At 72.1% G+C, this 24,331-nt stretch carries 20 protein-coding genes and 1 tRNA gene; 7 read left to right on the forward strand and 14 right to left on the reverse strand.

Features of this window, described 5'->3' with window-relative positions; genetic code table 11:
• Window positions 1–82 precede the first annotated feature (82 nt).
• A complete protein-coding gene (locus tag M4D54_RS02220; protein ID WP_259890055.1) occupies window positions 83–2,224 on the reverse strand; it encodes a S9 family peptidase in 2,142 nt (713 codons plus the stop codon).
• Between the two features lie 149 nt (window positions 2,225–2,373).
• Here M4D54_RS02220 and M4D54_RS02225 point away from each other — a divergent pair.
• A tRNA-Ser gene (locus M4D54_RS02225) sits at window positions 2,374–2,461 on the forward strand.
• Between the two features lie 136 nt (window positions 2,462–2,597).
• Here M4D54_RS02225 and M4D54_RS02230 read toward each other — a convergent pair.
• The 3 genes from M4D54_RS02230 to M4D54_RS02240 all read right to left on the reverse strand — a co-directional run bounded on the left by M4D54_RS02230 (window position 2,598) and on the right by M4D54_RS02240 (window position 5,513).
• The gene (locus M4D54_RS02230; RefSeq protein ID WP_259890057.1) at window positions 2,598–3,440 is read right to left on the reverse strand and encodes a hypothetical protein; all 843 of its coding nucleotides are present in this window, start codon (window positions 3,438–3,440) and stop codon (window positions 2,598–2,600) included.
• A gap of 80 nt (window positions 3,441–3,520) precedes the next feature.
• Window positions 3,521–4,879: a M20/M25/M40 family metallo-hydrolase gene (locus tag M4D54_RS02235; RefSeq protein WP_193865659.1), complete on the reverse strand. Its 1,359-nt coding sequence runs from the start codon at window positions 4,877–4,879 to the stop codon at window positions 3,521–3,523.
• 142 nt (window positions 4,880–5,021) lie between these two features.
• Window positions 5,022–5,513, reverse strand: a complete 492-nt coding sequence (locus M4D54_RS02240; RefSeq protein ID WP_259791640.1) for a Dps family protein — start codon at window positions 5,511–5,513, stop codon at window positions 5,022–5,024.
• A gap of 117 nt (window positions 5,514–5,630) precedes the next feature.
• Here M4D54_RS02240 and M4D54_RS02245 point away from each other — a divergent pair, with 117 nt between their 5' ends.
• The gene (locus M4D54_RS02245) at window positions 5,631–6,713 is read left to right on the forward strand and encodes a hypothetical protein (RefSeq protein WP_259890059.1); all 1,083 of its coding nucleotides are present in this window, start codon (window positions 5,631–5,633) and stop codon (window positions 6,711–6,713) included.
• A gap of 38 nt (window positions 6,714–6,751) precedes the next feature.
• Here M4D54_RS02245 and M4D54_RS02250 read toward each other — a convergent pair whose 3' ends face one another.
• From M4D54_RS02250 to M4D54_RS02280, 7 genes are all read right to left on the reverse strand, one after another.
• The gene (locus tag M4D54_RS02250) at window positions 6,752–7,222 is read right to left on the reverse strand and encodes a SufE family protein (protein ID WP_259890062.1); all 471 of its coding nucleotides are present in this window, start codon (window positions 7,220–7,222) and stop codon (window positions 6,752–6,754) included.
• Entirely contained in the window at window positions 7,219–8,154 is a 936-nt protein-coding gene (locus M4D54_RS02255; protein ID WP_259890063.1) for a sulfurtransferase, read from the reverse strand. The genes M4D54_RS02250 and M4D54_RS02255 overlap by 4 nt, the downstream gene beginning before the upstream one ends.
• 132 nt (window positions 8,155–8,286) lie before the next feature.
• Entirely contained in the window at window positions 8,287–9,405 is a 1,119-nt protein-coding gene (locus M4D54_RS02260) for an asparaginase (RefSeq protein WP_259890065.1), read from the reverse strand.
• Window positions 9,402–9,557 (reverse strand): hypothetical protein, encoded by a 156-nt coding sequence (locus M4D54_RS02265; protein ID WP_259890067.1) that lies wholly within the window; start codon window positions 9,555–9,557, stop codon window positions 9,402–9,404. The genes M4D54_RS02260 and M4D54_RS02265 overlap by 4 nt, the downstream gene beginning before the upstream one ends.
• Window positions 9,558–9,588: 31 nt before the next feature.
• Window positions 9,589–10,887 carry a methyltransferase domain-containing protein gene (locus M4D54_RS02270; RefSeq protein WP_259890069.1) on the reverse strand — a complete coding sequence of 433 codons (1,299 nt, stop codon included), beginning with the start codon at window positions 10,885–10,887 and terminating at the stop codon, window positions 9,589–9,591.
• Window positions 10,888–11,391: 504 nt separating this feature from the next.
• Window positions 11,392–14,130, reverse strand: coding sequence for an ATP-dependent RNA helicase (locus tag M4D54_RS02275; protein WP_259890070.1), 2,739 nt, complete (start codon window positions 14,128–14,130; stop codon window positions 11,392–11,394).
• A 93-nt stretch (window positions 14,131–14,223) separates the two neighbouring features.
• On the reverse strand, window positions 14,224–14,769 hold the full coding sequence (locus M4D54_RS02280; protein WP_259890071.1) for a hypothetical protein: 546 nt from the start codon (window positions 14,767–14,769) through the stop codon (window positions 14,224–14,226).
• A gap of 374 nt (window positions 14,770–15,143) precedes the next feature.
• On the opposite strand from M4D54_RS02280, the gene M4D54_RS02285 reads away from it, so the two are divergent.
• Window positions 15,144–15,779, forward strand: coding sequence for a hypothetical protein (locus tag M4D54_RS02285; RefSeq protein WP_259890073.1), 636 nt, complete (start codon window positions 15,144–15,146; stop codon window positions 15,777–15,779).
• 252 nt (window positions 15,780–16,031) lie between these two features.
• On the opposite strand, the gene M4D54_RS02290 is transcribed toward M4D54_RS02285, so the two are convergent.
• The gene (locus M4D54_RS02290; RefSeq protein WP_259890075.1) at window positions 16,032–16,730 is read right to left on the reverse strand and encodes a MerR family transcriptional regulator; all 699 of its coding nucleotides are present in this window, start codon (window positions 16,728–16,730) and stop codon (window positions 16,032–16,034) included.
• 138 nt (window positions 16,731–16,868) lie between these two features.
• Between M4D54_RS02290 and M4D54_RS02295 the strand changes: the two genes are divergently transcribed.
• Window positions 16,869–17,363: a DUF2306 domain-containing protein gene (locus tag M4D54_RS02295; protein WP_259890077.1), complete on the forward strand. Its 495-nt coding sequence runs from the start codon at window positions 16,869–16,871 to the stop codon at window positions 17,361–17,363.
• 82 nt (window positions 17,364–17,445) lie between these two features.
• On the opposite strand, the gene M4D54_RS02300 is transcribed toward M4D54_RS02295, so the two are convergent.
• A complete protein-coding gene (locus M4D54_RS02300) occupies window positions 17,446–18,063 on the reverse strand; it encodes a hypothetical protein (protein WP_259890079.1) in 618 nt (205 codons plus the stop codon).
• A gap of 370 nt (window positions 18,064–18,433) precedes the next feature.
• Here M4D54_RS02300 and M4D54_RS02305 point away from each other — a divergent pair, with 370 nt between their 5' ends.
• Entirely contained in the window at window positions 18,434–20,215 is a 1,782-nt protein-coding gene (locus M4D54_RS02305; protein ID WP_259890080.1) for a BCCT family transporter, read from the forward strand.
• 158 nt (window positions 20,216–20,373) lie between these two features.
• On the opposite strand, the gene M4D54_RS02310 is transcribed toward M4D54_RS02305, so the two are convergent.
• Window positions 20,374–21,879: a glutamate--cysteine ligase gene (locus M4D54_RS02310; protein WP_259890081.1), complete on the reverse strand. Its 1,506-nt coding sequence runs from the start codon at window positions 21,877–21,879 to the stop codon at window positions 20,374–20,376.
• Between the two features lie 193 nt (window positions 21,880–22,072).
• On the opposite strand from M4D54_RS02310, the gene M4D54_RS02315 reads away from it, so the two are divergent.
• A complete protein-coding gene (locus tag M4D54_RS02315; RefSeq protein ID WP_259890083.1) occupies window positions 22,073–22,936 on the forward strand; it encodes a nucleotidyltransferase family protein in 864 nt (287 codons plus the stop codon).
• Between the two features lie 92 nt (window positions 22,937–23,028).
• On the forward strand, window positions 23,029–24,294 hold the full coding sequence (locus M4D54_RS02320) for a galactokinase family protein (RefSeq protein WP_259890086.1): 1,266 nt from the start codon (window positions 23,029–23,031) through the stop codon (window positions 24,292–24,294).
• Window positions 24,295–24,331 lie beyond the last annotated feature (37 nt).

Consider the following 24,331-nt stretch of genomic DNA (forward strand, 5'->3'; position numbering starts at 1 on the left):
CGGCCGGGGGGGGGGTGGGACCCCCGGCCGGGGCCGCTCGTGCTGTGCTCGGATCAGCGCTGCGCTCAGATCAGCGCTGTGCTCAGATCAGCTCACTGGCCCCGATCTGGTCCAGCAGCCACGCGAGCTCGTCGGCCCGCTGCTCGAACTTGCGGTACCGGCCCGAGCGCCCGCCGTGGCCGGCCACCATCTCGCAGCGGAAGACGATCGGCCGTTCAGCCTGGTCGGAGGTGACCGTCTCCCGCAGTCGCGCCACCCACTTGGCGGGCTCCACGAAGAACACCCGGGTGTCGTTCAGCGAGGTGGTGGCGAAGATCGCCGGGTACTGCTCGGCGCGCACGTTCTCGTACGGGGTGTACTCCTTCATGTAGCGGTACACCTCCTCGCTGTCCACCGGGTTGCCCCACTCCTCCCACTCGCCCACCGTCAGCGGCAGCGAGGGGTCCAGGATCGTGGTGAGCGCATCGACGAAGGGAACCCCGGCCAGCACCGCCCGGAAGCGGTGCGGGGCCAGGTTCGCGATCGCACCCATCAGCAGGCCGCCGGCGCTGCGGCCCTCGGCCGCCAGTCGGTCCTCGGCCACCCAGCCCTCGGCCACCAGGTGATCGGCCACGGCCACGAAGTCGGAGAAGGTGTTCTTCTTCTCCAGCAGCTTGCCGTGCTCGTACCAGGCGCGACCCATCTCGCCACCGCCGCGGATGTGGGCGATCGCGATCACCACCCCGCGGTCCAGCATCGACAGTCGGCTCGCCACGAACGACGGATCCACGCTGGTCTCGTAGCTGCCGTAGCCGTACAGATAGCCGGGGTTCGTGCCGTCCGCGCTCACCTCACGGCGCGCCACCAGGGAGACGGGGATCTGCGTGCCGTCAGCGGCGGTCGCCCACAGGCGCTTCTCCACGTACAGCTCGGGGTCGTAGTTCGGCACCGGGGTGCGGCGCAGGATCGTCGGCTCGGGCTCGTCGTCGGTGCCCACCTCGACCTGCGCGATGGTGACGGGGGTCAGCAGGCTGCCCAGCTCGTAGCGCAGCGTGGTCTGCTCCCAGTCCGGGTTGGCGCTCAGCTCCACCGTGTCCAGCTCGCCGCCGTGCGTGATGGTGCGCGCCGCACCCAGGTCCAGGTCGCCATCGGCACCGCGCGGGATCACCCGCACCCCGGCCAGGCCCTCGCTGCGCAGCTCGAGCGCCACGAACGATGCGAAGGCGTCCGCAGCCAGGATCCGCTCGCCCTCGGCGGCCTCCAGCACGTTCTCCCAGGCCGACGGCTCCTCCAGCGAGGCCACCGCCAGGGCGAACCCCTGGATGCCGTCGTTGTGCACCACCAGCAGGCGGTCCCCGGCATGCTCGATCGAGTAGTCCACGCCGTCGCGGCGACCGGCCGTGGGCCGCGGAGCGGAGGTGGGGTCGTGCAGGTCCAGCAGCCACACCTCCGAGGTGGTGGTGGAGCCCGCCTGGATCACCAGGGTGGAGCCGTCCCGGGAGCGGCCGAAGCCGATCGAGAAGCGCTCGTCGGTCTCCTCGATCACCAGCTCGTCCTGCTCAGCGGGGGTGCCGATGCGGTGGCGCCAGATCTGGTGCTGGCGCCAGGCATCGTCCACCCGGGCGTAGAACAGCCACTTCTGATCGGCGGAGAACGCCAGCCCGTAGCCCACACCGGTCACCGACTCGTCAAGGATCGCGCCGTCGCCCAGGTCCTTGATCCGCACCGTGTACCGCTCGTCGCCGGCGGTGTCCACCGCGTAGGCCAGCAGGTCGTGCTCGGGGGAGGGGACGAAACCGCCCAGCTGGTAGAACTCGGCGCCCTCGGCCTCGGACTGGGCGTCCAGCAGCACCTGCTCGCCCTCGAGCGCGACACCGGGCTCGATCGCGGGCACGCCCCCGGCGTCGCGCGGCAGGTCCGGGTGCTCGGCCACCCGCGTGAAGGCCGGGTAGTCGTGACCGGCGGTGGTGCGGGTGATGTACCACCAGTTGCCGCGGCGCACCGGCACCGACAGGTCCGTCTCCTGCAGATGGCCCACGAACTCCTGGACCAGGGTGCTGCGCAGGCCGTCCAGGTGGGCGGTGCGGGCATCGGCGTAGGCGTTCTCGGCCTCGAGGTGGGCGATCACCTCGGGATCGTTCTTGTCCCGCATCCACTCGTAGGGATCCACCACGGTGTCACCGTGGAAGACACGCTCGGTGGGGCGCTGGGGCGGGCGGGGTGCAGCAGGGGTCTGGGTGGTCATGGCGCGAGCCTATCCAGCGGATTGCGTCCCCGCCCAACCGATTCCGGGAGGGGTGGGAGCACGACGCCGACACGGTGGGACGTGAGCTGACTCGCGCCCGCTGCCATTCCGTTTGAACGGGTGCTGTACCGGCGGTTACGATCGTCGGCGGTAGCGTGTCCGAGCGGCCGAAGGTGCATCACTCGAAATGATGTGTACGGTGACCCCGTACCGCGGGTTCAAATCCCGCCGCTACCGCTCTTGTCCTTAGGACATGAACGCCCCTGGATCTGTGGTCCGGGGGCGTTCTGCATGGTCCTTCCATGGTCCCGTTGCTCACGGCAGGCCGTCGGCGCATGCGGGCCACCATGCGGACGAATGCCGGCCCAGGCCGTCACCGGAAGCCGCCCACCACGCCGGGACTGTCGTAGCCGGACATCCCCGGGGGCAGCGACTGCGGCCCGGTCAGCCCCAGGTGCTCACGGCCGGTGTCGGTGATCTCGAACCAGGCGATCGTGTCCGGGCCCGGTGCGCGGCCGCCGATCGCCGTCCACACGCTTCCGATGTGCTCGATGACCTCGGGCAGGCTCAGCTGCCAGGGGGAGAACCTGCCGTCGGTGACGAACCCGGCCCGCATCTCACCGCGCGCCAGCATGCGTGAGAGCAGGATGGGGCCGCGGCGCTCGAACTCCTCGTCCTCGAGCGCCCCGGCATTGGCCAGCAGCTCCACCACGTGGCCCGGGTGCAGCCAGGTGCCCTCGGCGATCTTCAGCAGGCGCTGCTCGATGCCGCTGGGCTCGGAAGCGGAGAACTCGGCCACCGCCTCCGGGGTCGCGAACACCGGCGGTCCGGGTGGAGCGGCGCAGAGGTGCCCCTTCTCGTCGGCCTCCAGCAGTGCCCGCTGCGGGCCCTCCAGTCGCCAGGGCGTCGCGGTGGTGAGGCGACTCGGCGCCCGTGCCGGCTGAGGACCGGCGCCGCCGCCCTGCAGTGCCAGGCTCAGCGTGCCGTCGGGCAGCATCTCAGCGGTGGCGATCCGCGCACCGATCAGGCGCGGATCGCGCAGGCCGACCGCGTCCTGGTCGAGCAGCTGGATGCGGGAGTGCAGCACCCAGCCGCGGGCGGTCACCGTCCAGGTGCCGCGCGCGGCCACGCGGGTGTGCACGATCGTCTGCCCCGCCAGCACCTCGAGCAGGGGATGGCCCTGGGGTCCAGACCTGCCGGCCATGAAGGGGAGCATGGATCGATTGTGCCGCACCGTGGACAACGCTTCATCCGGGCACGGGCCCGCGGGGCCCACCCCCGCCGACGCTCCCGCGCTCAGCTCTCCCGCACCAGGCGCAGCAGCACCCGCGCCCCGAACCGCACAGCGTCCACGGGGACCCGCTCGTCCACGCCGTGGAACAGCGGCGCGAAGTCCAGATCCGCGGGCAGCTGCAGCGGGGTGAAGCCGTACCCGTCGATGCCCAGCTCCTTGAGCTGCTTGTTGTCCGTACCCGCGCTCAGGCAGTAGGGGAGCACCCGGCAGCCCGGGTCCTCGGCCTCCAGGGAGCGGGTCATCGCATCGATCAGGGGGGACTGGCGCGGGGCGTCCAGGGAGATGCCCACGTGATCGAAGATCACCTCCACGTGCTCCCCGGCCAGCTCCTCCAGCAGCTGCTTGAGGCTGTCCTGGTGGCCGGGCAGGAAGCGGCAGTCGATCGAGGCCTCCGCCACCTGGGGGACCACGTTGCCCTTGTAGCCGGCGTCCAGCATCGTCACGTTGGTGGTGTCCGCGAGGGTGCCGGAGACGAACTGCCTCGCCCCGCCCATCATCGGCAGGAAGGCCCGCAGGTCCTCCTCGTCCCAGCCGATGCCGGTGATCTCGGTGACCCCGTCGTACAGGGCCTGCACCGCTGCGGTCATCTCATCGGGGAACTCGTGCTCGTCGATCGCCACGATCGCGCGGGCCAGGCGCACGATGGGGTTCTCGTCATTGGGCACCGAACCGTGACCTGCACGACCGGTCGCGCGCAGACGACCCCAGGCCAGGCCCTTCTCGGCGGTCTGCACCAGGTAGGCGCGCACGTCCTCACCGCTCGCCTTCTCCGGCAGAGTGATCGAGTACCCGCCCACCTCGCTGATCGACTCGGTGCAGCCCTCGAACAGCTCGGGATGGTGGGCCACCACCCAGCGGCTGCCGTAGACCCCGCCGGCCTCCTCGTCGGCGAAGAAGGCGAACACCAGGTCGCGCGGGGGCTGCTGGCCGGTGCGGGCCAGGTGCCGCGCCAACGCCAGCATCATCCCCACCATGTCCTTCATGTCCACCGCGCCGCGACCGTAGATCATGCCGTCCCGGATCTCGGCGGCGAAGGGATCGACCGACCAGTCCTCCGCGTTGGCCGGCACCACGTCGAGGTGACCGTGGATCACCAGGCCGCCGCGCTCCCGGTCCTCCCCGGGCAGGCGCACGAACACGTTGGGGCGGCCCGGGGCGGACTCGTGCACCACCGGCTCCAGGCCCACCTCACGCAACAGCGCGACCGCGTACTCGGCGGCCTCGGTCTCGCCCTTGCCCCAGGTGGCCGGATCGCCCGTGCCGAAGTTCGTGGTGTCGATGCGGATCAGTTCACGGGTGAAGCGCACCGCCTCGTCCTGCAGGGTGGTCAGCTCGTCAGCGGTGGGTTCGGCGATAGACATGCAGGCATTGTCTCAGGTGAAGGACGCCGTTCCAGGTGAGGGACGACGACGGCGCGGCAACCGCCCCAGGGGCAGCTGCCGCGCCGTGCGCGCCGCGGTACGTCGACCAGGTCGATCCGGCCGACCGGTGGGCGCTGGCCGATCAGGCCTGGGAACCCTCGAAGTGAGCGCGCACGAACCACTGGAACTTCTCCAGTTCGGCCGTCTGGCCGATCAGGAGGTCCTCGGTGATCGGGTCCAGCTCGCCGGCCAGGGTGATGGCCTTGCGGTTGGAGGCGATCACGCCGTCGTACACCGCGTCGATGGCCTTCAGGTGCTCCTGGGTGTCGGCCTTGCCCAGCTCGTAGTCGGACCAGCTGCGGTCCGAGACCAGACGACCGGGGGTGCCGACGGGGCTGGCACCCAGCTGGGCGATGCGCTCGGCGAGCTCGTCGGCGTAGCCGCGCACCAGTTGGACCTGCGGGTCCAGCATCTCGTGGACCGCGATGAAGCGGGGGCCCACCACGTTCCAGTGGGCGTGCTTGAGGGTGAGGTGCAGATCGTTCATCGCGTGCAGGCGGTCCTGCAGGGACTCCACCAAGCGCTGGGAGTCCTCGGTGCCGAGACCGGGAACGGTGTATGCGAGGTCGGCCATGTCATCTCCTTGAAGGTCGTCGAACAGGGCTTGCGCATCGGTACAACGCTGATCGACCGCGCGATGTTCCTCGCCCGTACCATGGCGCTGTTCTGACGACCACGGGGAGGTTCACGGATGTCCAAGCTCGATGCACTGCGCGGGAAGCTCCCGCGCCGCTCGCCAGGCACCCCGAAGCGCTCCGACCAGGCGCGACGCCCAGCCCGCCGCCGCAATGACCCGGCGGTGCTCGCCGCAGGGGAGGCGCTGGCCGACGCCCGCGAGGTGTTCGGTGACGTGCCGCGCGGAGCCGATGCGGACCAGCTGGTCCGTCGGGCTCGCCGCCTGATGCGCCAGGCCGCACTGGACGAGTTCGCCCGCGAGGGCGTGAGCCTGGTGCAGCTGCCGCAGCAGTGGGGCCGCGCCGAGCTGCGTCGCGCCGACGTGCCCGGTGATGCCGCCTTCCAGTCCTTCGTCAGTGAGGTGCTGGCCGCGATCGACATCGCTCCCAGCCTGCTGGAGCGCGACGACGCCATCGAGCTCACGCGCGCGCCCTCCTCCGCCGACGCCTACGGGCTCTCCCTCGAGGTGGCTGCCGACCTCGCCTCGTTCCTGCTCACTCGGGCGTGGCGGATGGAGCGGGGCGCCCACGCCGCACAGGCCGCCACGGAGCAGGGGGTCGGCCTCGAGGCTGAGCGCGACCGGTCCCTGCCGAGCGAGGAGGAGTACGTCACCGAGCAGGCCGGCCGGATCCGGGAGGAGGTGCGTACCGCGCTCGTGCGCGTGGTGACCGTGCCGCTCGAGCTCAAGGAGGCGGACGACAAGCACCGGCGCATCGAGGAGCGTCGCACCGGCAGGGCCGAGGCGGACGACAGCACCGGCACGAGCCCCCGGGTGAGCGCGGGTGCCGGTGGTGGACGCACCTCCACCGGGACGGCCTGGACCGGAGCGACCTCGAGTACCGGCGAGGGCTCGACGGGGCCCGTGGACGATGATGGCGGCACCGAGGACGGTGCGCCGCGCCGGGGCATCGCCGAACAGGTCGCCGCACTGCACGGCTTCGCCACCTCCGACACCGGGCGCAAGACCTTCGAGGTCATGCGGACGGTGGGGGAGCGTGCCTTCGACATGTACCAGCAGCGCGAGGCCTCCCGCGAGGACGGCGGCGGCAGCGGGGCCGGCGGCAGCGGTCGGACGAGGAAGCGCCCGCCCAGCAGCTGAGTCGCCGGGCCCCGGTCGTGGGCCGACGCCGTGCGCCGTCAGGCCCCGGACTTCTCCCGCAGCTGCCGCTTGATGCGACCCAGCATCCCGCTCATGCCGCGCAGGCGCAGCGGGCTGACCACTTCGGCCAGGCCCAGCTCGGCGGTGACCTCATCGGGGGTGTCCAGCACCTCGCCCACCGAGCGGCCGTCGAGAGCCTCTGCGAGGATCCCGGCGAACCCGCGCGTGGTGGGGGCCTCCGGTGGGGCGGAGAAGAACAGGTGCGCGGTGGCCTCGCGGCCCGTGCCCTCCACCTCGGTGATCAGGAAGATCGGGGACTGGCACTCCGGTACGGGCTCGAGCAGCTCGGGATGGTCCGCATAGCGCTCCGGCAGCTCCGGCAGGCCCTGGGAGAACTCCAGCAGCAGCTGCAGGCGGTCCCGCTCGCCGAGGGCGTTGAAGTCCTCGGCGATCTCGCGGAAGCCCTCGGGGAGGGCGTCGGGCCCGGTCGCGGTGGCGTCGGCGCTCATCGGCCCGCGTCCTTCGCGGCAGGCACCTCACCGGGCTCGGTGCCCTGGGCGATCGGCAGGCGCACGCTGTTGCCCCACTCGGTCCAGGAGCCGTCGTAGTTGCGCACGTTCCCGAAGCCCAGCAGGTAGGTGAGCACGAACCAGGTGTGACTGGAGCGCTCACCGATGCGGCAGTAGGCGATCACCGGCTCCGCGTCGTCGAAGGCCAGCTCCTGACGGTAGATCGCCTCGAGCTCCTCGCGGGACTTGAAGCGGCCGTCCTCCTGGGCGGCGCGGGCCCACGGCACCGATCGCGCGGTGGGGATGTGGCCGCCGCGCAGAGTGCCCTCCTGCGGGTAGTCCGGCATGTGGGTGCGCTCGCCGGTGTACTCCTGCGGGGAGCGGACGTCGATCAGCTGCCCGCCCAGGAAGTCCAGCACGTCCTCGCGGTAGGCGCGGATGGGGGCATCATCCCGGTCGACCACGGGATAGCCCTGGCCGTCTGCCGGGGGAGTGATCTCCGGGCGGTCCAGGGTCATCTCGCGGCCCTCGGCCTCCCAGGCGGCGCGGCCGCCGTCCAGCAGGCGCACGTCGGGGTGGCCGAACAGCTCGAACACCCACAGGGCGTAGGCGGCCCACCAGTTGGACTTGTCGCCGTAGACCACCACGGTGGTGTCGCGGGAGATGCCGGAGGCGTCCATCAGCCTCGCGAAACCCTCGCCGTCCACGTAGTCGCGGGTGACGGGGTCGTTGAGATCCAGGTGCCAGTCCACCTTCACGGCGCCGGGGATGTGCCCGGTCTCGTACAGCAGCACGTCCTCGTCGGACTCCACCACCACCAGTTCGCTCGTGCCGACCTTGTCGAGGTTCTCGGTCAGCCAGTCGGTGGTCACCAGCTTCTCCGGGTGGGCGTACTGCTGCAGGGCGGGCGACGGATCAACGGGAACAGTCATGGGGAGCACCTCTCAGGACGGGATCGGATGCCTCCAGTGTGTCACCCGGTGCGGGGGAGGGGGCCAGGCTGTTCGCGCAGCGCGTGAGCAGGTGCGGTCCGTCCCTCGGTGGATCGTTCGCGCGGTACAGCCTCAGTACGCGTAGGCCTCGAAGGTGCGGCGCACCCGGTCCTGCTGGGCCCCGGACGCCAGCAGCACCTGCAGCAGCAGGCGGGCCTTCTGGGGCGGCAGGGCCCCCGCCATCACCGCGCCGTTGGCGATCAGGTCCACCTCGGATCCGGGGTAGTCGTAGTGCCGGGTGGAGGTTCCACCCGTGGCCACGCGGGTCGCCACCACCACCGGCACTCCGGCGTCGGTGAGGGCTCGCACCCGCGGCACCGCATCGGCGGAGACGTGGCCCATCCCGGCGCCCGCGATCACCAGACCGTCGATCGCCCCGGGGGTCAGACTGTCGAGCAGCGCCAGGTCCTCGCCGATGCCGGAGACGAGGCTCGGCACGCGCGGGAGCGTGGCGGGCAGGTCCCCGCCGATCAGGGCGGTGCGGTCCAGCGGCCGGTACACCAGGCGCAGATCCTCCTCGTCCACCAGGGCCATCGGCCCTGAGGGCTCGGAGGCGAAGGCGTCCACTGAGCGGGAGGAGGTCTTGGTGACCCGGTCTGCCAGGTGCACCATCGCATCGAACACGGCCAGCACGCCCAGGCCGCGGGCCGATGGCGCGGCCGCCGTGCGCACGGCGTCGCGCAGGTTCGCGGGCCCGTCGGCCCCGGGGGCGTTCGCCGGTCGCATCGCACCGGTGAGCACCAGCGGTGCCTCCCGGTCCCAGTAGCGGTTCAGCACGAAGGCCGACTCCTCCAGGGTGTCGGTGCCGTGGGTGAGCACCACCCCGGCCGCGCCGCCGTCGACCGCGGCTCGCGCCAGCTCCAGCACCTCGCGCAGGTGAGCCGCGGTCACCGAGGGTGAGCCGACGTTGGCGACCTCGGTATGCCCCACGGCCACACCGTCGATCAGGGTGCGGGCGAGGTCCGCACCGGTGGAGGCATCAGGCGCGGCCCGCAGACCGGTGAGGTCCTGGGTCATGAAGATGGTGCCGCCCAGGGACAGCAGCGCCACCCGTGCCCGCGGTGCGGCGGGCGCCGACATCCCCTGGTCGGGCCCTGGTGCCGATGCCCCACCATCGTGGCCCGGCCAGGCTGCCGCGAGCTCGGAGGCGGGGTCGGTGGGGATTGCTGGATCGGGGGACTGCGCGGTCATGCGGCATCCCCGCCGTTCGGGTCCTCGCCGAGCAGAGCGCCGTCCTGGCCGCAGCCGGTGGCGGCGGGGCCGAGGATCACGGCGAAGCCCGGGCCGTCCTGCTCGACGGTGCGGGTGACGTCCCTCAGCTGGGTGTCGGTGGTGGCGAGCATGGGGCCACTGTGCCAGGTCCGGCGGGGCTCGTCAGTGGATCCTGTGCAGCATCACGATCACCTCGGCATGCTCCGTGTGCGGGAACATGTCCACATAGCGCGCTGCCACGATCCTCAGCGAGGGCATCACCGCCAGATCCGTGGCCAGGGTGGCCGGATTGCAGCTGGAGTAGACCACCTGCGGGACAGGCGATTCCTGCAGCCAGGACGCGAGCTCCGCACCGATCCCTCGACGGGGCGGGTTCACGATCACCACGTCGGGTGCCCCTGAGTCCGGCACGGCGCCGTTCCCGCCACCGAGGGCCCCCGGGGACGGTTTGGGCCCGCCATCAGTGCTGCAGCCCGGTGCGCTCTGTCGGCGCGCCCACGCGGTGGCGTCCTCCGCGAGGAACCGCACGTCCAACCCCTCCGCCTGTGCGGCCTCCCGTGCCCCCTCAATGGCCTGTGCGGAGGCCTCCACGCCCGTGACCTCGGCCGAGGGCATGGCGCGTGCCACATGCAGCGCGAAACCGCCCAGCCCGCAGTACAGGTCCCACACCCGCAGGTCACGCGCGGCGTCCGTCGCCGCCTGGGCCCGGCGCGTGGCAGCCTGGGCCCTGCCCGCGGCAGCCCGTTCGAGGCCGACACCGGCGTCCGAGATCCAGGCCGCCGCCTGTCGGTACAGCTCGCCGGCCACCTCCGTGTTGGTCTGCAGGAACGACTGCGGCCGGGCCTGCAGCTCCACGTCCCCAGTGCGCACACCGATCGAGGTGCTGCCCGCCAGATGGATCTCCTGCTCGCCCTCGACCGCGGTGGTGTGCGCGGGATGGATGTTGGCACTGACCCCCACCACCGAGGGGTGCGCCTCCAGCAGACGCGGAAGGTGCTCACGGATCCTCGCCAGGGCCTTCTCGCTGCGCAGCACCAAGCGCAGGTAGTGCTCCGCCTCAGGTGTGACGGTGACCAGCACGTTCTTGATCTCGCCGCGTCGACGCGCGATGTCGTACGGCGGGACCTGCGCTCGACGGATCAGCTGCTTCGCGCCCTCCAGCACCTCCTCGACGCCCGGCGGGTACAGCGGGCAGTCCGAGAGGTCCGCAGTGGTGGGCTGGCCGGGCAGCCCCAGCACGGGGCTGGCGGCGGTGCCGGCCACGGCCATCTTGCCGCGGGACCGGAACCCGGCCTCCGGGCCCAGGATCGGCGGTGCCCACGGATCCGCCACCTCGGTGTGCACGAAGGGAGCGAGCAGTTCGCGGATCCGGGTGCTCGCTGCGGCGACCTGACGCTCACGCGGGATGTCCAGGAGCGTGCAGGAGCGGCACTCCCCGGCGTCGAAATGATGGCACTGCACGCGCTGGATTCTACGGGCGACCCCGGCTCCCCCCGGGCGAGGCCGGGCGGCCTGGGTAGCCCCGGACGCTGGGCCACGCCGGGCGACCCTGGGTGACCCCGGGCGAGGCCAGGAGGTTGGTCTCCGGGGGCCGGGCTGGCCGTCGCCGAGCCGCGTGGTCCTTCTTTCGGGACTGAGAGCCGGGCGCATCTGAGAACCAGAAATGGTTCTGAGGTGCGCCCCGCTCTTAGCGCCAGCACAGGCCACCGGGCAGGCGTCCCGTTTCGCACCGGGCGGGAGTCGTGCTTCGCGCCGGGTGGGAGGGGTGTGTCCCGCCGAGTGGGGTCCCGCTGCGCACCGGGTGGGGCCTCGCTTCGCGCCGGGTGGGGCCTCGCTTCGCACCGGCCAGGAGACGCGCTTCTGTCGACCATCGGCGGACGCGCCACGCCGCGGAAGATCCACCCCGTCTGCCCGGTGGTGCGACGGCTGATCGACGAGCAGACCGCCGCTGTGGCGGTGGGGTGATCAGGACCGCTCTCGTGCGGCGCGCGTGGTGCGAGCCGTGGCCTGCGCGGTCCACGGGTCCTCCGGCCACGGGTGCTTCGGGTAGCGGCCGCGCATCTCCTTGCGCACCTCGCGGTACGGTCCGTCCCAGAAGGACCGCAGGTCATCGGTGACCGCGAGCGGTCTGCGGGCCGGGGACAGCAGGTGGAACAGCACCGGCACCCGATCGCCCGCCAGACGCGGGGTGTCCGCCAGACCGAACAGCTCCTGCAGCTTGACCGCCACCACGGGCCTGCCCGCCTCGTCGTCCGGATCGGGGTAGTCGATCCGTGCGGTGGAGCCCGAGGGCACCGCCAGCCTCTCCGGCGCCAGCTCCTCCAGGCGCGAGGCCTCCGGCCACGGCAGCAGGCCGCGCAGCGCCGCCACCAGGTCGATGCGGTCCAGGGCGCCGCGGGCGGCAGGCAGATGGGGGGCCAGCCACTGCTCCACACCCTCAAGCAGCGATGCCGCATCCATGGCGGGCCAGGGCGCGCCCAGTTCCCGGTGCAGCAGGCCCAGCCGAGCCCGCAGGGCCGTCGCCGCAGGTGTCCACGGCAGCACGTCCAGGCCCTGTCGGCGCACATGGTCCAGCAATGCGGGAGCAGCGTCCTCAGGCGTGGCCGACACCGGGGTGCTCGCCAGGGTGATCGCTCCCAGACGACGCTCCTGTCGCACCCGCACGGCGCCGTCCTCGAGGCGGGCGGTGCGCTGCTTGACCAGCAGGGGCTCGCCGATCTTCAGGGCGTGCTCCTCGTCGAGGGGAGCAGCGGTGCGGATCACCGCGCCGGTGCCGTCAGCCGCCCTGCCCTGTGCCCGTTGCACCTCCCACACCGCGATCCACTCGTGCCCCAGCAGACCGCTGCCCTCCGGCAGAGCGGCCCGGGTCCCCGAGGCCAGCAGGTACGACCGTGAGGTGCCCCCGGCGCCGTTGGTTGATCGCTTGGGACCCGTTCCCGTGTGTTGCGCTCCCGTTCCCGTGTGTTGCGCTCCCGTTCCCGTGTGTTGCGCTCCCGCTCCCACGCGGCGGGCGATCCGCTCAGGCCTGCCCAGGGCCAGCACCGCACCGATCAGCCCGGCCTCGTCGGCAGCGGCGAGCAGCGGGGCCGCCCCGCGCCCGTCCCCGCCGCCTCCGGTGTCCCCGCGTTCGATCCGGGACAGACGGTCCGCCTCGCGGCGCCAGCGCCCCGCGCCATCGCCGCGGCCCGACCGCAGCTCGCGCAGCAGGCGCGGCAGGTCGGCTCCCACGGGCCGATGATCGTCCGAGACCGCTGCGACCACCTCGGCGACGAACCGGTGCCCGTCGGACCCGGACAGCACGCGCGCGGTGCCCGACCGGGGCTGTGCCTGGCCCCGAAGCGTCCGGGCCCCGTCCAGCAGCGCCCGGGCCTCCCGCACCCCGACGGGCATGCCGGCCACCCGGGTCCCGAAGGCCGTGGGGTGGCCGTCAGCTTCCACCAGCCCGAGCGAGAACAGGGTCTGCTCGGCCTGCGCGATCTCCCGCTCCGGGGGTGGGGTCAGCAGCGGCAGACCCTCCCCGCGCGGGGTTCCCCAGCAGGCCAGCCACAGGGCCGCATCGGTGAGGTCAGCAGCGGTGATCTCGGCAGGGGAGTGCGCTGGCATCCGCCCCAGATCGGCCTCCGCATAGGCCCGGACCGCTCGGCCCGGCCCCAGTCGCGCGGCGCGGCCAGCGCGCTGCTGCACCGACGCCTGCGAGGCGCTCACCGTCACCAGGCCCGTCATGTCCCGTTCGCGGTCCCGGCGCACCTCGCGGGAGAGGCCCGCATCGATCACCAGGTGCACGCCCGGTACGGTCAGGGAGCTCTCCGCCACTGCGGTGGAGACCACGATCCGCGGAGGATCCCCCGGGCCACGACCGGAGGTGGCGCGGTCCTGCACCCGGGCGGGCAGACGCCCGTGCAGCGGCAGCACCTCCACCCCGTCCACCAGTGCACCCAGGCGGGCCACCACCTCGTCCACCTCCCGGGCGCCGGGCAGGAACACCAGGGCGTCGGTGCCCGAAGCGCGCTGCTGCGCGGCGGCGGTGCGGGCCACGTGATCCAGGAACTCCCGCGTCACCCCGCGAACGTCCAGGCGGGCCGACGGCGACGGCGCGTAGGCCACGTCCAGCGGGTGCAGCACGCCGGGCACCTCCACCACCGGGGCGTCGCCCAGCAGGGCCGCGACCGCCTGAGCGTCCACGGTGGCCGACATCGCCCCCACCAGCAGGTCCTCCCGCAGCTGGCGCACCTCGGCCAGCATGCCCAGCAGCAGGTCCGTCTCCAGGGACCGCTCGTGCACCTCGTCCAGCACCACCGCCGCCACCCCGGGCAGCTCCGGGTCGGCCAGCAGGCGGCGCAGCAGCACCCCGGGGGTGAGCATCTCGATCCGGGTGTCGGCCGAGACCTGACGCTCGCCGCGCACGGTGAAGCCGACCGGGCCGCCCACGGCCGAGCCGTCCAAGGAGGCGATCCGACGAGCGGCCGCGCGCACTGCGATCCGGCGCGGCTGCGTGACCAGGGTGAGGCCCGGAGTCCCGGTCTCATCGGCAGCGGCGATCACCTCTGCGACCAGCGCCGGCACCAACGTGGTCTTGCCGGTGCCGGGTGGGGCGGTCACCACCAGCGCCCCGCCGCGTGCAGCCTCCACGATGTCGCGGCGACTGGCGGCGACCGGCAGCCCGGCGCCGATGGCGTCGAGGTCGAAGCGGTGCACAGGGCTCATGCCGGGCACGAGGCGGCAGGGGCGAAGGGCCGCGCGGGGGGTGAGTTCACGGGGCGGCCGTCCGCAGCCACACGGATGCTCGGCGCAGCGGGGTCAGTCGATCAGGTCGAACTCGACCTGATCCTGATCGCTGCACACGCTGGTGATGGAGATGGTCCACAGGTCCAGGCCGATGGTCTCCCCGATCGCGGCGTCCTCGACAGGGCGCGGCTCACCCTCACCGATCGTGACCGTCAGCTGCGCCTTGTCGCCCTCGATACCCGTCAGTTCGATGACGGGGACGTCCCCGCCGCGCTCGGGAAGCTCCGGGGTGGCCGGTGCATCGGCGCTCACCAGGTGTGCACCCTCGTGAGTGCACGGCGCGGGGGGCTCGAAGCCCTCCGGGGCCGGGGTCACCTCGATCGGCTCGACCGGTACGGCTGCCGCCGTGCGGCCCCCGCCGTCCGATGGCTCCGTGGCATCCCCGGCACCGCCCTGATCGGAGGCGTCCGCGCCTCCGTCGTCAAAGGCCACTGTGCCGTCGGTCGACGTCGGATCGGGATCCTCGCCGGTGCAGCCGGCAGCCAGCAGGGACACCGCCAGCAGGGCGCCCGCGAGGCGGACGGGTCGGGTGCTCAGGGGACGGCGCAGGAGTGCCATGGACGGGGACCTCTCGGACGGGGACTGCCTCGCGCGACCGCGAGGAAGGCCAGCGGTGGCGAGTGAGCGGCTCGGGCGAGCGATCGACTCGCACCGCCTACGCTACTGGAAGGCCCGCCGGATCCGACTCCAGGGAATCGAGGTGCACGCCCATGCCGCCACGCCATGAGGGCCCCGGCCCCCGCCCGCCCGGACCTGGCGCCCGCGCATCGGGTCCAGCATCCGGTGCGCCCGGGGCCACGCCCCGTGCGCTCGCCGGGCGCTCCGCGCCGGCCTCCCGTGTGCGGCCGGTGGACTACACCGCGGTGCCCCGCCGGCGCCCGTTAGGCGAGCCTGACGCCGCGCCCGGATCCCCGCCGGCCGAGCTTGACGCCGTGCCCGGATCCCCGCCGGCCCCACTGCCGGCATCCCGCACGCGCCCCCGCACCATCGAGCTGCCCCGGCCCCTGCCGGGCCCGCCGCCGGAGGCCGTGCACACCCTGGACGCCGCCGACGAGCGTCCCCTGCGCAGGCCGCTGCGCATCCGGGAGGAGCTGATCCGCACGGTCGGACCGACAGATCTGGACGTCGAGCAGATCGTGCTGGCCGTCGCCGACCCGGAGGAGGCCTGGACCGCCGACGCCGGCACCAGCGACCACTTCCGGCGGGGCGACGCGGTGGTGCAGGTGCGTCGGGCAGACAACACCGTGATCGGCGTGTTCCCCCTGCGCTACGCCCTTGCGGTGCGGCCGCCGGAGTACGAGCCCGCAGCGGACATCGCCGAGGACGCCGCCGGCCCCAGTGCTCGCGGGGGCCGCGGCACCCGCCATCCCACCTCGCGCCGGGAGTTGATGGCGCGGATGCGGGAGGCCGGCTTCGTGATCGCCCCCGGCTCCACCCACTACAGGGTCTCCCACCCGGACCATCCGGGCCTGTTCGTCCCCCTGGCCTCCACGCCCTCGGACCGCCGGTACACGCGCCACGCGGTCACGCAGATCCGGCGGGTGTTCGGCATCGACCTGCGGCGCTGACGGGCTGCTGGGTCAGGGCAAAAAGGTGCCCCGGCTCGTCCCCACGAGCCGGGGCCATCCCTTTCCCCCGCGTCACGGATAGGCGCTGCCCGCCTCCTCCTCAGTCAGCGGTGCGCTCCGGTGACGCGATGGGGAACAGTAGACGCCCCGATCCAGGAAAACCTCTGAGGCGTTGCTGTCCGTTGTCTGGGAGGGAGGATGGGGGTGTCGCTCCTGCAGTCCGTGGCCCCCTCACCCCAGCGGCCCGTGGCCTCACTCCCGCGGCGGGCGGTCCTCCATGACGCTCAGCGAGGTGTGCCCGAGCGCCCGCAGCAGCTGCACGAGGCGGTCATAGGCCACCGAGCCCGCGATTGCCCGCATCACCAGGACGTCGTTCGAGGGACCGGGATCGGGGCCTGGATCGCGGCCGGCCTTTTCGGGTGCCTGAGGCGCGCCGTCGGGCAGACGGCGCATCCAGGCCAGATCAGCCCGGGCGATCTGCTGCATCGGCGCGGCGTAGGTGAGCAGCACCTCCGGCCCGGTGGGGGCGCCCTGCTGGTCCAAGCCCTGCAGCAGCTCACTCAGGGCGCGCCGTGGCGCGGAGTCGATGTCGGGCCAGCCCAGGTGCTGCAGCAGGGGCGCGATCGACGGATGCTCGGGCACGGAGTCCCGCTGCCGTGCGGGCGGGCCGTCGTCCACGCCGAAGGTGATCGACTGGGCCTCCTGCAGCGCACGCAGCAGGCCCTGATCGGGGTCGTCCAGGATCGCGGTGAGGCGGCGGATCCGAGCGATCGGCGCACCCACCATCTCCCGCAGCACCTGGATCAGCTGCAGGCGCTCCACATGCCGCTGCCCGTACTCCTGCCGGGTGGCGGTCACGTGCTCCCCGGGCGGCAGCAGGCCCTCTCGACGGTAGTACTTGATCGATGCGGCCGACGTGCCGCTGACCTGCGCCAGTTCGGCAAGGAGCATGGATACCTCCGCAGTGGGGGACGTGCGGTGCCGCCGGCCGGGCGGGGGTGAGCCCCTCCCGTCCGGTCCCGGGATAGTGCGAGGACCAGCAACTATCCTGATGGCGCCGCCTTGGATAGTCACACTATCGTGCGGGGCATGGACGCCTTCACGCCCATCGTCATCCTCCACGCCATCGCCGCCACCTACGTGCTCGTCCTCGGCCCGCTGCAGATCCTGCGCCGACGCCGCGACCTCGCCCACCGGATCGTCGGCGCCACCTGGGTGGCAGCGATGGTGGTGGTGTGCGTGAGCAGCTTCTGGATCGCCCCCGACGGCTTCTCCTGGCTGCACGCGCTGGCGATCTGGACCCTGCTGTGCATGGTGTTCGCCATCGCCGGCATCCGGGCTCGCAACGTGCCGATCCACCGCGGGTTCATGATCGGCTCCTACCTGGGCACGCTCACGGCCTTCGCCTTCGCCGCACTCATCCCGAGCCGTCTGATCCCCCGTCTGCTGGTCAGTCAGCCCCTGGTCGCCGTGGGCACACTGCTCGGCGTCGCGGCGATCGCGCTCGTCTTCCACTTCTCGGTGGTACGGGTCGCAGGGCCCGCTCGGACGCGGTCCCGCGCGGCGATCTCACCGACCGCCTGAACCCGCAGGGCGACGCGGCCGAGGCCGGGCCGGGTCGAAGCGGACCGCGACGGGCCAGGTCGATCCGGCGTCGGGGCCCGGCTCACTGAAGTGGGAACTCGACTTCGACGCCGTTGGTGCCGACGGGATCGGCGTAGGTCAGCCTGCTGATCGTGGTGCCGGGCTCGACATCGACCCACAGGCGCGCCTCCGCCGTCTCGCCGACAGGGATCTGCGGACCGGCGGTGGTGTACTCCCCGTAGCGGATGTTCAGCTCGGTGCCGTCCTGGTCATACACGCGGAAGTTGTCGCTGGCCAGTCCGATCTCCACGTCGTTGCTGTTGGTGATCTCCACCTGCGTGCCCAGGAAGATGCCGTTCTCGGGGGAGATGACGCCGTTGCTGGTCTCCAGCTCCGAGGCCTCACCGGAATCCACGAACCCCATGGTGATGGAGCTGGTGGTGCTGGTGGGATCGTCGGTCGGCTCATCGGTCGGATCGTCGGTGGGGTCCTCGCTCGTCGGACCGTCGGTCGGATCGTCCGTCGACTCATCGGTCGGGTCCACCGGCTCCCCGGTGGTCGTCGGGGGCCTCTCGGGATCGTCGTTGCTCATGAAGACGAAAGCGCCGATGAAGGCCAGCACGATCATCAGCACGCCCGCCAGCAGGCAGCAGCCGACGCCGATGACAAGGCCAGCCCGGGATCTCGGTGCGGTGTTCATGGTGGATCCCCTCCCTGTGCAGCTCGAGCTTCCGCCTGTTGGACCTGGTGGCCCCATCGTGCTCGAAGACTGTGCTGCAAGCCTAGGGAGAGCGGCTTGTGCGGTCGATGGGGAGTACTCCCCGCCGGCAGCGCGTCGCGGGTGGGTCGAGCGACCGTCCGTCGGCCAGACCGCTCCGTGCCGGGGCCACCGCTGGCGCTCGCGCCCGGTGCACCCCGCGAGGGGACGCGCCGCCTGGGTTGGGACTGGGACGGGTATGTGAAAACCTGGGGCGCACCACCGCCCGGACCGCCCGCAAATGGAATCCTGCCGCTGCGCCCAGTGCGACCTCGAGTCCCGTGGCGCGGACGGTGCCGAGGAGACGTCACCGATGCTCGTCAAGCTGCATGATGCGCTGAGACTGCGCACATCCCCCACCATCTTCTTCGCCTCCGCCGGGGTGATCATCCTGTTCGTGATCGCCACGCTGGCCTTCACCGAACCCCTGGACAGCGCCGTGTCCGCCGGCTCCGACTGGCTACTGGCCAACGTCGGCTGGTTCTACATCCTGGGCGTGACCGTGTTCCTGGGGTTCCTGATCTTCATCGCCCTGGGGCGCTTCGGTCGGGTGAAGCTGGGGCCGGACGACGCACCGCCGGAGCACTCCGGCCCGGCCTGGTTCGCGATGCTGTTCGCCGCAGGCATCGGCTCGATCCTCATGTTCTGGGGCGTCGCCGAGCCGGTGAGCCACTTCGGCGACCCGCCGCGCGGCGAGGCGCTGGGCATCGAGCCCGGCACCTGGGAGGCGGCGCGCGAGGCCATGAACTTCACGTACTACCACTTCACCCTGCACACCTGGACGATCTTCGCCCTGCCCGCCCTGTGCTTCGCCTACTTCATCCACAAGCGCAACCTGCCGCCGCGGGTGAGCTCGATCTTCCAGCCCATCCTCGGCAACCGCATCCACGGCCCGATCGGCCAGTTCATCGACGTGGTCGCGATCGTGGGCACCGTGTTCGGCGTCGCTGTCTCGATCGGCCTGGGCACCCTGCAGATCAACGGCGGCCTGAACCAGCTGTGGGGCGTGCCCGAGAGCGCCGGCTGGCAGCTGATCATCATCGGCGTGGTGGTCGGCATCGCCCTGATCTCCGTGAGCCTGGGCCTGGAGAAGGGCATCAAGGTGCTCTCCAACTTCAACATCGCCACCGCCGTGGCGCTGATGATCTTCGTGCTGGTCGCCGGAGGCTCCACGCTGTTCATCCTCAAGGGCACCATCCAGTCATTCGGCAGCTACCTGATGAACCTGCCCGAGCTCGCCCTGTGGAACGACACCTTCGCCGACACCGGCTGGCAGAACACCTGGACCGTCTTCTACTGGGCCTGGACCATCACCTGGTCACCCTTCGTGGGCATCTTCATCGCCCGCATCTCCAAGGGCCGCACCATCCGCCAGTTCGTCTCCGGCGTGCTCGCCGTCCCGGCCGGCTTCTCCGTGATCTGGTTCGGTGTGTTCGGCCTGGCCAGCATCGACATCGAGCTGAACGGCGAGGGCGGCCTGGTCGAGAGGGTGGTCGAGGACGGTGACGTGCCCGGGGCGCTGTTCGCGTTCCTGGAGCACTACCCGGCCGCCGGGGCGCTCTCCGTGATCGCGATCATCCTGGTGGCCATCTTCTTCGTGACCTCGGTGGACTGCGCCGCGCTGGTCACCGACACCATGGCCAACGGCCACGAGGACTTCAACCCGCTGGGCCAGCGCATCTTCTGGGCCCTGGCCATCGGCCTGGTCACCGCCACCCTGCTGGTGTTCTCCGGCACCGGTGGGCTGGAAGCGCTGGAGTCCACCATCATCCTGGTGGGCCTGCCCTTCTTCGTCATGGGCTTCTTCCAGATGTACGCCCTGTACCGGGCGCTGCAGGAGGACTCCGGTGAGCTGCCGCAGATGCGCACCCGCGAGTGGAAGAAGGTGCTGCCGCCCGAGGAGTACGAGCGCCGCCAGGACGAGGACGAGCACGACACCACCGCCGTGGTGGTCGAGCCCGAGGCCGCTGGGGACACCCCGACGATGCGGGACCCGTACCTCGAGCACGGCGATCCCAAGAAGCCGCAGGCCGGCACGCTCCCGGCCCGCACCGGCAGCTCCAAGCCTCGCCACCCCCGCCCCGCCGGACGCTGAGGGCCGGCTCAGGGCCTGCTGGACACCGAACTGCGCTGACCAGCGGGCCCGCCGTGGCGGGCAGCCGAGGAGGGGGTGCGGGGATCGTTCACGCGCGAACCCTACGACCCTAGGCTCATCATGTGAGACTCCGTCTCACAAACTGGTCTCCTGCGCGCTCAGTCCTGCGAGGCGCGCTGCCGGGCGGGCACCGGCCACTCGTGCACGGGCATGCCGGAGTCCACGCCCTCGCGGTACAGCCGCGTCATCGATGCCAGTGCCTCTGCGCGATCAGCCCCGCGCACCTCCAGGGAGGTCACCGTGTCGATCTGCCAGCGGGCGCCGTTGCGGCCGGTGCGGGCGCGGCCCCGCAGCACCTCGCCGTAGCGCTCCACCACCTCGGCGTCGGCCCCCAGGTCCTGCAGGCCCTCCACCGCCTGGGGGATCAGCTGCTCCAGCAGAAGGTCCGCCACCCGCACCCGGCCGATGCGGGGCCACTTCACGCGGGCCTCCAGGCCCCAGCGAGCGCACTGCTGGAACGACTCGTCGGCCTGTTCGAAGCTCATCCGCGACCACAGCGGGCGCCGCTCGTGCATCAGGGTGTGGATCAGTCCGTAGAAGAACGCTGCGTTGGCGGCCATGTCGATCGGCGTCGGTCCCGCGGGCAGCAGGCGGTTCTCCAGCCGCAGGTGCGGCACCTCGGTGCCCGGGTCGTAGATGGGCCGGTTCCAGCGCCACACCGTGCCGTTGTGCAGCATCAGCTCGTGCAGGCGAGGGGAGGCGCCCGCGGTCAGCAACGGCTCCTCGGCCATCGTGCGGGACTCCGGGATCAGTGCCGGGAACAGCCGCACGTTCTCCTCGAACAGGTCGAACATCGAGGTGATCCAACGCTCCCCGAACCACACCCGCGGTCGCACTCCCTGCGCCGCGTACTCCGGAGGACGGCTGTCCAGGGCCTGCATGAACGTGGGCACCCGGGTCTCGTGCCACAGGCGCCTGCCCATCAGGTACGGGGAGTTCGCGGCCAGTGCCAGCTGGGGCCCGGCCATCGCCTGGGCGGCGTTCCACCCAGCGGCGAACTGCTCCGGCGGCACCTGCAGGTGCAGCTGCAGCGAGGTGCAGGCGGCCTCCGCGCCGATCGAGTCGAAGGTGGCGTCCAGGCCCTTGCCCTCGCCGTCGATCCGCAGCTGGATCTCCTCGCCGCGGGCCTGCATCACGCTGTTCTCCAGCGCCTCGTAGCGCGCACCCGGAGAGCGCCACTGCGAGTCGGAGAACAGGTCCTCGGTGATGGTGGGCAGGTGGCCGATGGGGATCACCCGCGCGCCGTGCTGCTGCGCGGTGGCATCCGCCCGGGCCAGCAGGGCGGTGAGGTTGTCCTCCAGCTCCCGGAGGCCGCTGCCCGCGGGGTGGGTGACCGGCAGGTTCACCTCGAGGTTGAAGCGGCCGATCTCGTGGACGTACTGCTCGTCGTCGAGATCCTCCAGGATCTCATCCACCAGCAGGGCCGGGCTCATGTCGGTGATGGAGGCCAGGTTCATCTCCAGCTCCACGCCCACGGTCCCCTCGTCCACGAACTCTGCCGTGTCCAGGAAGGTCTCGAACAGGTCCAGGTTGCGGCGCAGCTCCCGGCGGTACAGGGTGCGCTGGGAGCGGGTGTACTCCTTGGCGGCGATCTCTTGGCCCATGGCTGGTTCCTCCCGCGGTTCAAGGGGGCGGCCCGACGCAGAGCGCCGACCCGCTGCGTACCGAGTCTATGCGTCGACCAGGCCGGGGCGGAGGGCCGAGGCGACCGATCGGACAGCGGTGCGGGCCGCCGGGGCGGGGCCCTGCAGCCTGGGGCTTCCCGCCCGTCGCGGTCCTCCGAACTATGCTTCCGGCGTGGACACGACGACCCTGAACGCCGACGCCGCCTCCACGGACCCCTCAGCGAGCACCCCGCCCACCAAGGCGGTCATCCTCGCGCGTGGGCTCGGGACAAGGATGCGCCGGGCCGACGACAGCGCCCAGCTCGATGAGAAGCAGGCGCAGATGGCTGCCAGCGGGGTCAAGGCGCTGATCGACGTGGGGCGTCCCTTCCTGGACTACGTGATCTCCGTGCTGGCCGATGCCGGCATCACCGAGGTGTGCCTGGTGATCGGCCCCGAGCACGATGCCCTGCGGGAGTACGCGGGCGCCATCAGCGGAGGGCGCGTGCAGGTCACCACCGCCGTGCAGGAGGAGCCGCGCGGCACCGCCGACGCCGTGGCCGCCGCTCGCGAGTTCGCCGGCGCCGACCGCGTGGTGGTGCTGAACTCCGACAACTACTACCCGCTGGAGTCGCTGCGCGCCCTGGTCGCAGCCCCCGGCAACGCCCTGGTCGGCTTCGACCGGGCCGCCTTGGTGGAGCGGTCCAACATCCCCGCCGATCGCATCGCCGCCTTCGCGCTGGTGGCCACCGACGAGGCCGGCCACCTCACCGACATCGTGGAGAAGCCCGACGCGGCCACCCTCGCCGCCTACGGGCAGGATGCCCCGGTGTCCATGAACGCCTGGCTGTTCACCCCCGCCGTCTTCGACGCCTGCGACCGGGTGCAGCCCTCCTCCCGCGGCGAGCTGGAGATCATCGACGCGGTGCGCACGCTGGCCTCCGAGGGTCACCCCGTCACCGTGGTGCCCGCCGCCGTGGGCGTGCTGGACATGTCCTCCCGCGGGGACGTGGCCGCCGTGCAGCAGGCCCTGGCCGGCGTCGAGGTCGTGCTGTGACCGCGGCGCCCGGGACTGCCGGGCTCCGCCACCACGGCCCCGTCGGCGACCCGCAGCCCGCCCGTATCGAACCTGCTGAGCGGGAGGGGGGCGTGCACGACCTGCTGTCCTCCCGGGCTGAGCCCCGCCAGCAGACGGCCTGGTTCGTGCCCGGTCGCATCGAGGTGCTGGGCAAGCACACCGACTACGCGGGCGGCCGCTCCCTGCTGGCCGCCGTGGACCGTGGCCACACCGTCACCGCCCGCCGCCGCGAGGACCGCCTGATCGTCGTGACCTCCGGCGCCGCCGAGGACGAGGTGGTGCTGGACCTGGACGATCCCGGATCGCGACGCGAGGACGACGGCTCCGGGCACTGGGGCGGGTACGTGCGCACCGTGGTGGAGCGACTGGATGCCAACTTCCCCGGGCGACTGGTGGGGGCGGACATCTCCATCACCTCCACCCTGCCGCTGGCGGCCGGCATGTCTAGCTCCTCGGCCCTGGTGGTGGGGCTGGCCCTGGCCCTGATCGACCTCACCGGCATCGCCGCCGACCCCGCGTTCCGCGCCGCGATCACCACCCCCGAGCAGCTCGGCGAGTACCTGGGCACCGTGGAGAACGGACAGACCTACGGCAGCCTGGGCGGGCATCGCGGCGTGGGCACCTTCGGCGGCAGCGAGGACCACACCGCCATGCTGTGCGGCCGCGCCGACGCGCTGGTGCAGTACTCCTTCTGCCCCGTGCGCCACGAGCGCACCGTCCCGTTCCCGCAGGACCTCGCCCTGGTCGTGGCGGTCTCCGGTGTCGACGCCGCGAAGACCGGCGCCGCCCGCGACGCCTACAACCGGGTGTCCCTGGCCGCCTGGGAGCTGATCGACCGCTGGCGCGTGGACACCGGTCGTCGCGACGACCGGGTGCTGGCCGACGCCCTCGCCTCCGGCCCGGCCGCCCGTGGGCGACTGGTCGAGTACGCGGGAGATGACGCGTACCTGCGCGGTCGCCTCGAGCAGTTCATCGCCGAGTCCGAGCGCCTGGTGCCTGCCGCCGCGATCGCCCTGGAGGAGGGCGACCTGGAGGAGCTGGGCCGCCTGGTGGACGAGTCCCAGCGCGGCGCCGAGGACGGACTGGGCAACCAGGTCCCCGAGACGGTCGACCTCCAGCGCACCGCCCGAGAGCTGGGCGCCCACGCCGCCAGCGCCTTCGGTGCCGGGTTCGGCGGCAGCGTGTGGGCCCTGGTGCCCACCGAGACGGCCGAGCAGTTCGCCCAGCAGTGGCTGGACCTGTACCGCACCCGCCACCCGCATGCCGCCGGCCGCGCCTCCGTGCTGGTCACCCGCCCCGGCTCCTGCGCGCACCGGGTCGACGTGCAGGCCGGCTGAGCCCGCGCAGGGATCGGAATCGAGCGCGGGTGTGCCA

Origin of the sequence: Brachybacterium sp. p3-SID1565 (assembly GCF_025143785.1) — a bacterium.
Classification (GTDB): Bacteria; Actinomycetota; Actinomycetes; order Actinomycetales; family Dermabacteraceae; genus Brachybacterium; species Brachybacterium epidermidis.

What these genes read in the sequence shown, in the direction of transcription:
- M4D54_RS02220 (WP_259890055.1), bottom strand. Translation starts at nt 2,224, where the DNA reads ATGACCACCCAGACCCCTGCTGCACCCCGCCCGCCCCAGCGCCCCACC.
- M4D54_RS02230 (WP_259890057.1), bottom strand. Translation starts at nt 3,440, where the DNA reads ATGCTCCCCTTCATGGCCGGCAGGTCTGGACCCCAGGGCCATCCCCTG.
- M4D54_RS02235 (WP_193865659.1), bottom strand. Translation starts at nt 4,879, where the DNA reads ATGTCTATCGCCGAACCCACCGCTGACGAGCTGACCACCCTGCAGGAC.
- M4D54_RS02240 (WP_259791640.1), bottom strand. Translation starts at nt 5,513, where the DNA reads ATGGCCGACCTCGCATACACCGTTCCCGGTCTCGGCACCGAGGACTCC.
- M4D54_RS02245 (WP_259890059.1), top strand. Translation starts at nt 5,631, where the DNA reads ATGTCCAAGCTCGATGCACTGCGCGGGAAGCTCCCGCGCCGCTCGCCA.
- M4D54_RS02250 (WP_259890062.1), bottom strand. Translation starts at nt 7,222, where the DNA reads ATGAGCGCCGACGCCACCGCGACCGGGCCCGACGCCCTCCCCGAGGGC.
- M4D54_RS02255 (WP_259890063.1), bottom strand. Translation starts at nt 8,154, where the DNA reads ATGACTGTTCCCGTTGATCCGTCGCCCGCCCTGCAGCAGTACGCCCAC.
- M4D54_RS02260 (WP_259890065.1), bottom strand. Translation starts at nt 9,405, where the DNA reads ATGACCGCGCAGTCCCCCGATCCAGCAATCCCCACCGACCCCGCCTCC.
- M4D54_RS02265 (WP_259890067.1), bottom strand. Translation starts at nt 9,557, where the DNA reads ATGCTCGCCACCACCGACACCCAGCTGAGGGACGTCACCCGCACCGTC.
- M4D54_RS02275 (WP_259890070.1), bottom strand. Translation starts at nt 14,130, where the DNA reads ATGAGCCCTGTGCACCGCTTCGACCTCGACGCCATCGGCGCCGGGCTG.
- M4D54_RS02280 (WP_259890071.1), bottom strand. Translation starts at nt 14,769, where the DNA reads ATGGCACTCCTGCGCCGTCCCCTGAGCACCCGACCCGTCCGCCTCGCG.
- M4D54_RS02290 (WP_259890075.1), bottom strand. Translation starts at nt 16,730, where the DNA reads ATGCTCCTTGCCGAACTGGCGCAGGTCAGCGGCACGTCGGCCGCATCG.
- M4D54_RS02295 (WP_259890077.1), top strand. Translation starts at nt 16,869, where the DNA reads ATGGACGCCTTCACGCCCATCGTCATCCTCCACGCCATCGCCGCCACC.
- M4D54_RS02300 (WP_259890079.1), bottom strand. Translation starts at nt 18,063, where the DNA reads ATGAACACCGCACCGAGATCCCGGGCTGGCCTTGTCATCGGCGTCGGC.
- M4D54_RS02305 (WP_259890080.1), top strand. Translation starts at nt 18,434, where the DNA reads ATGCTCGTCAAGCTGCATGATGCGCTGAGACTGCGCACATCCCCCACC.
- M4D54_RS02310 (WP_259890081.1), bottom strand. Translation starts at nt 21,879, where the DNA reads ATGGGCCAAGAGATCGCCGCCAAGGAGTACACCCGCTCCCAGCGCACC.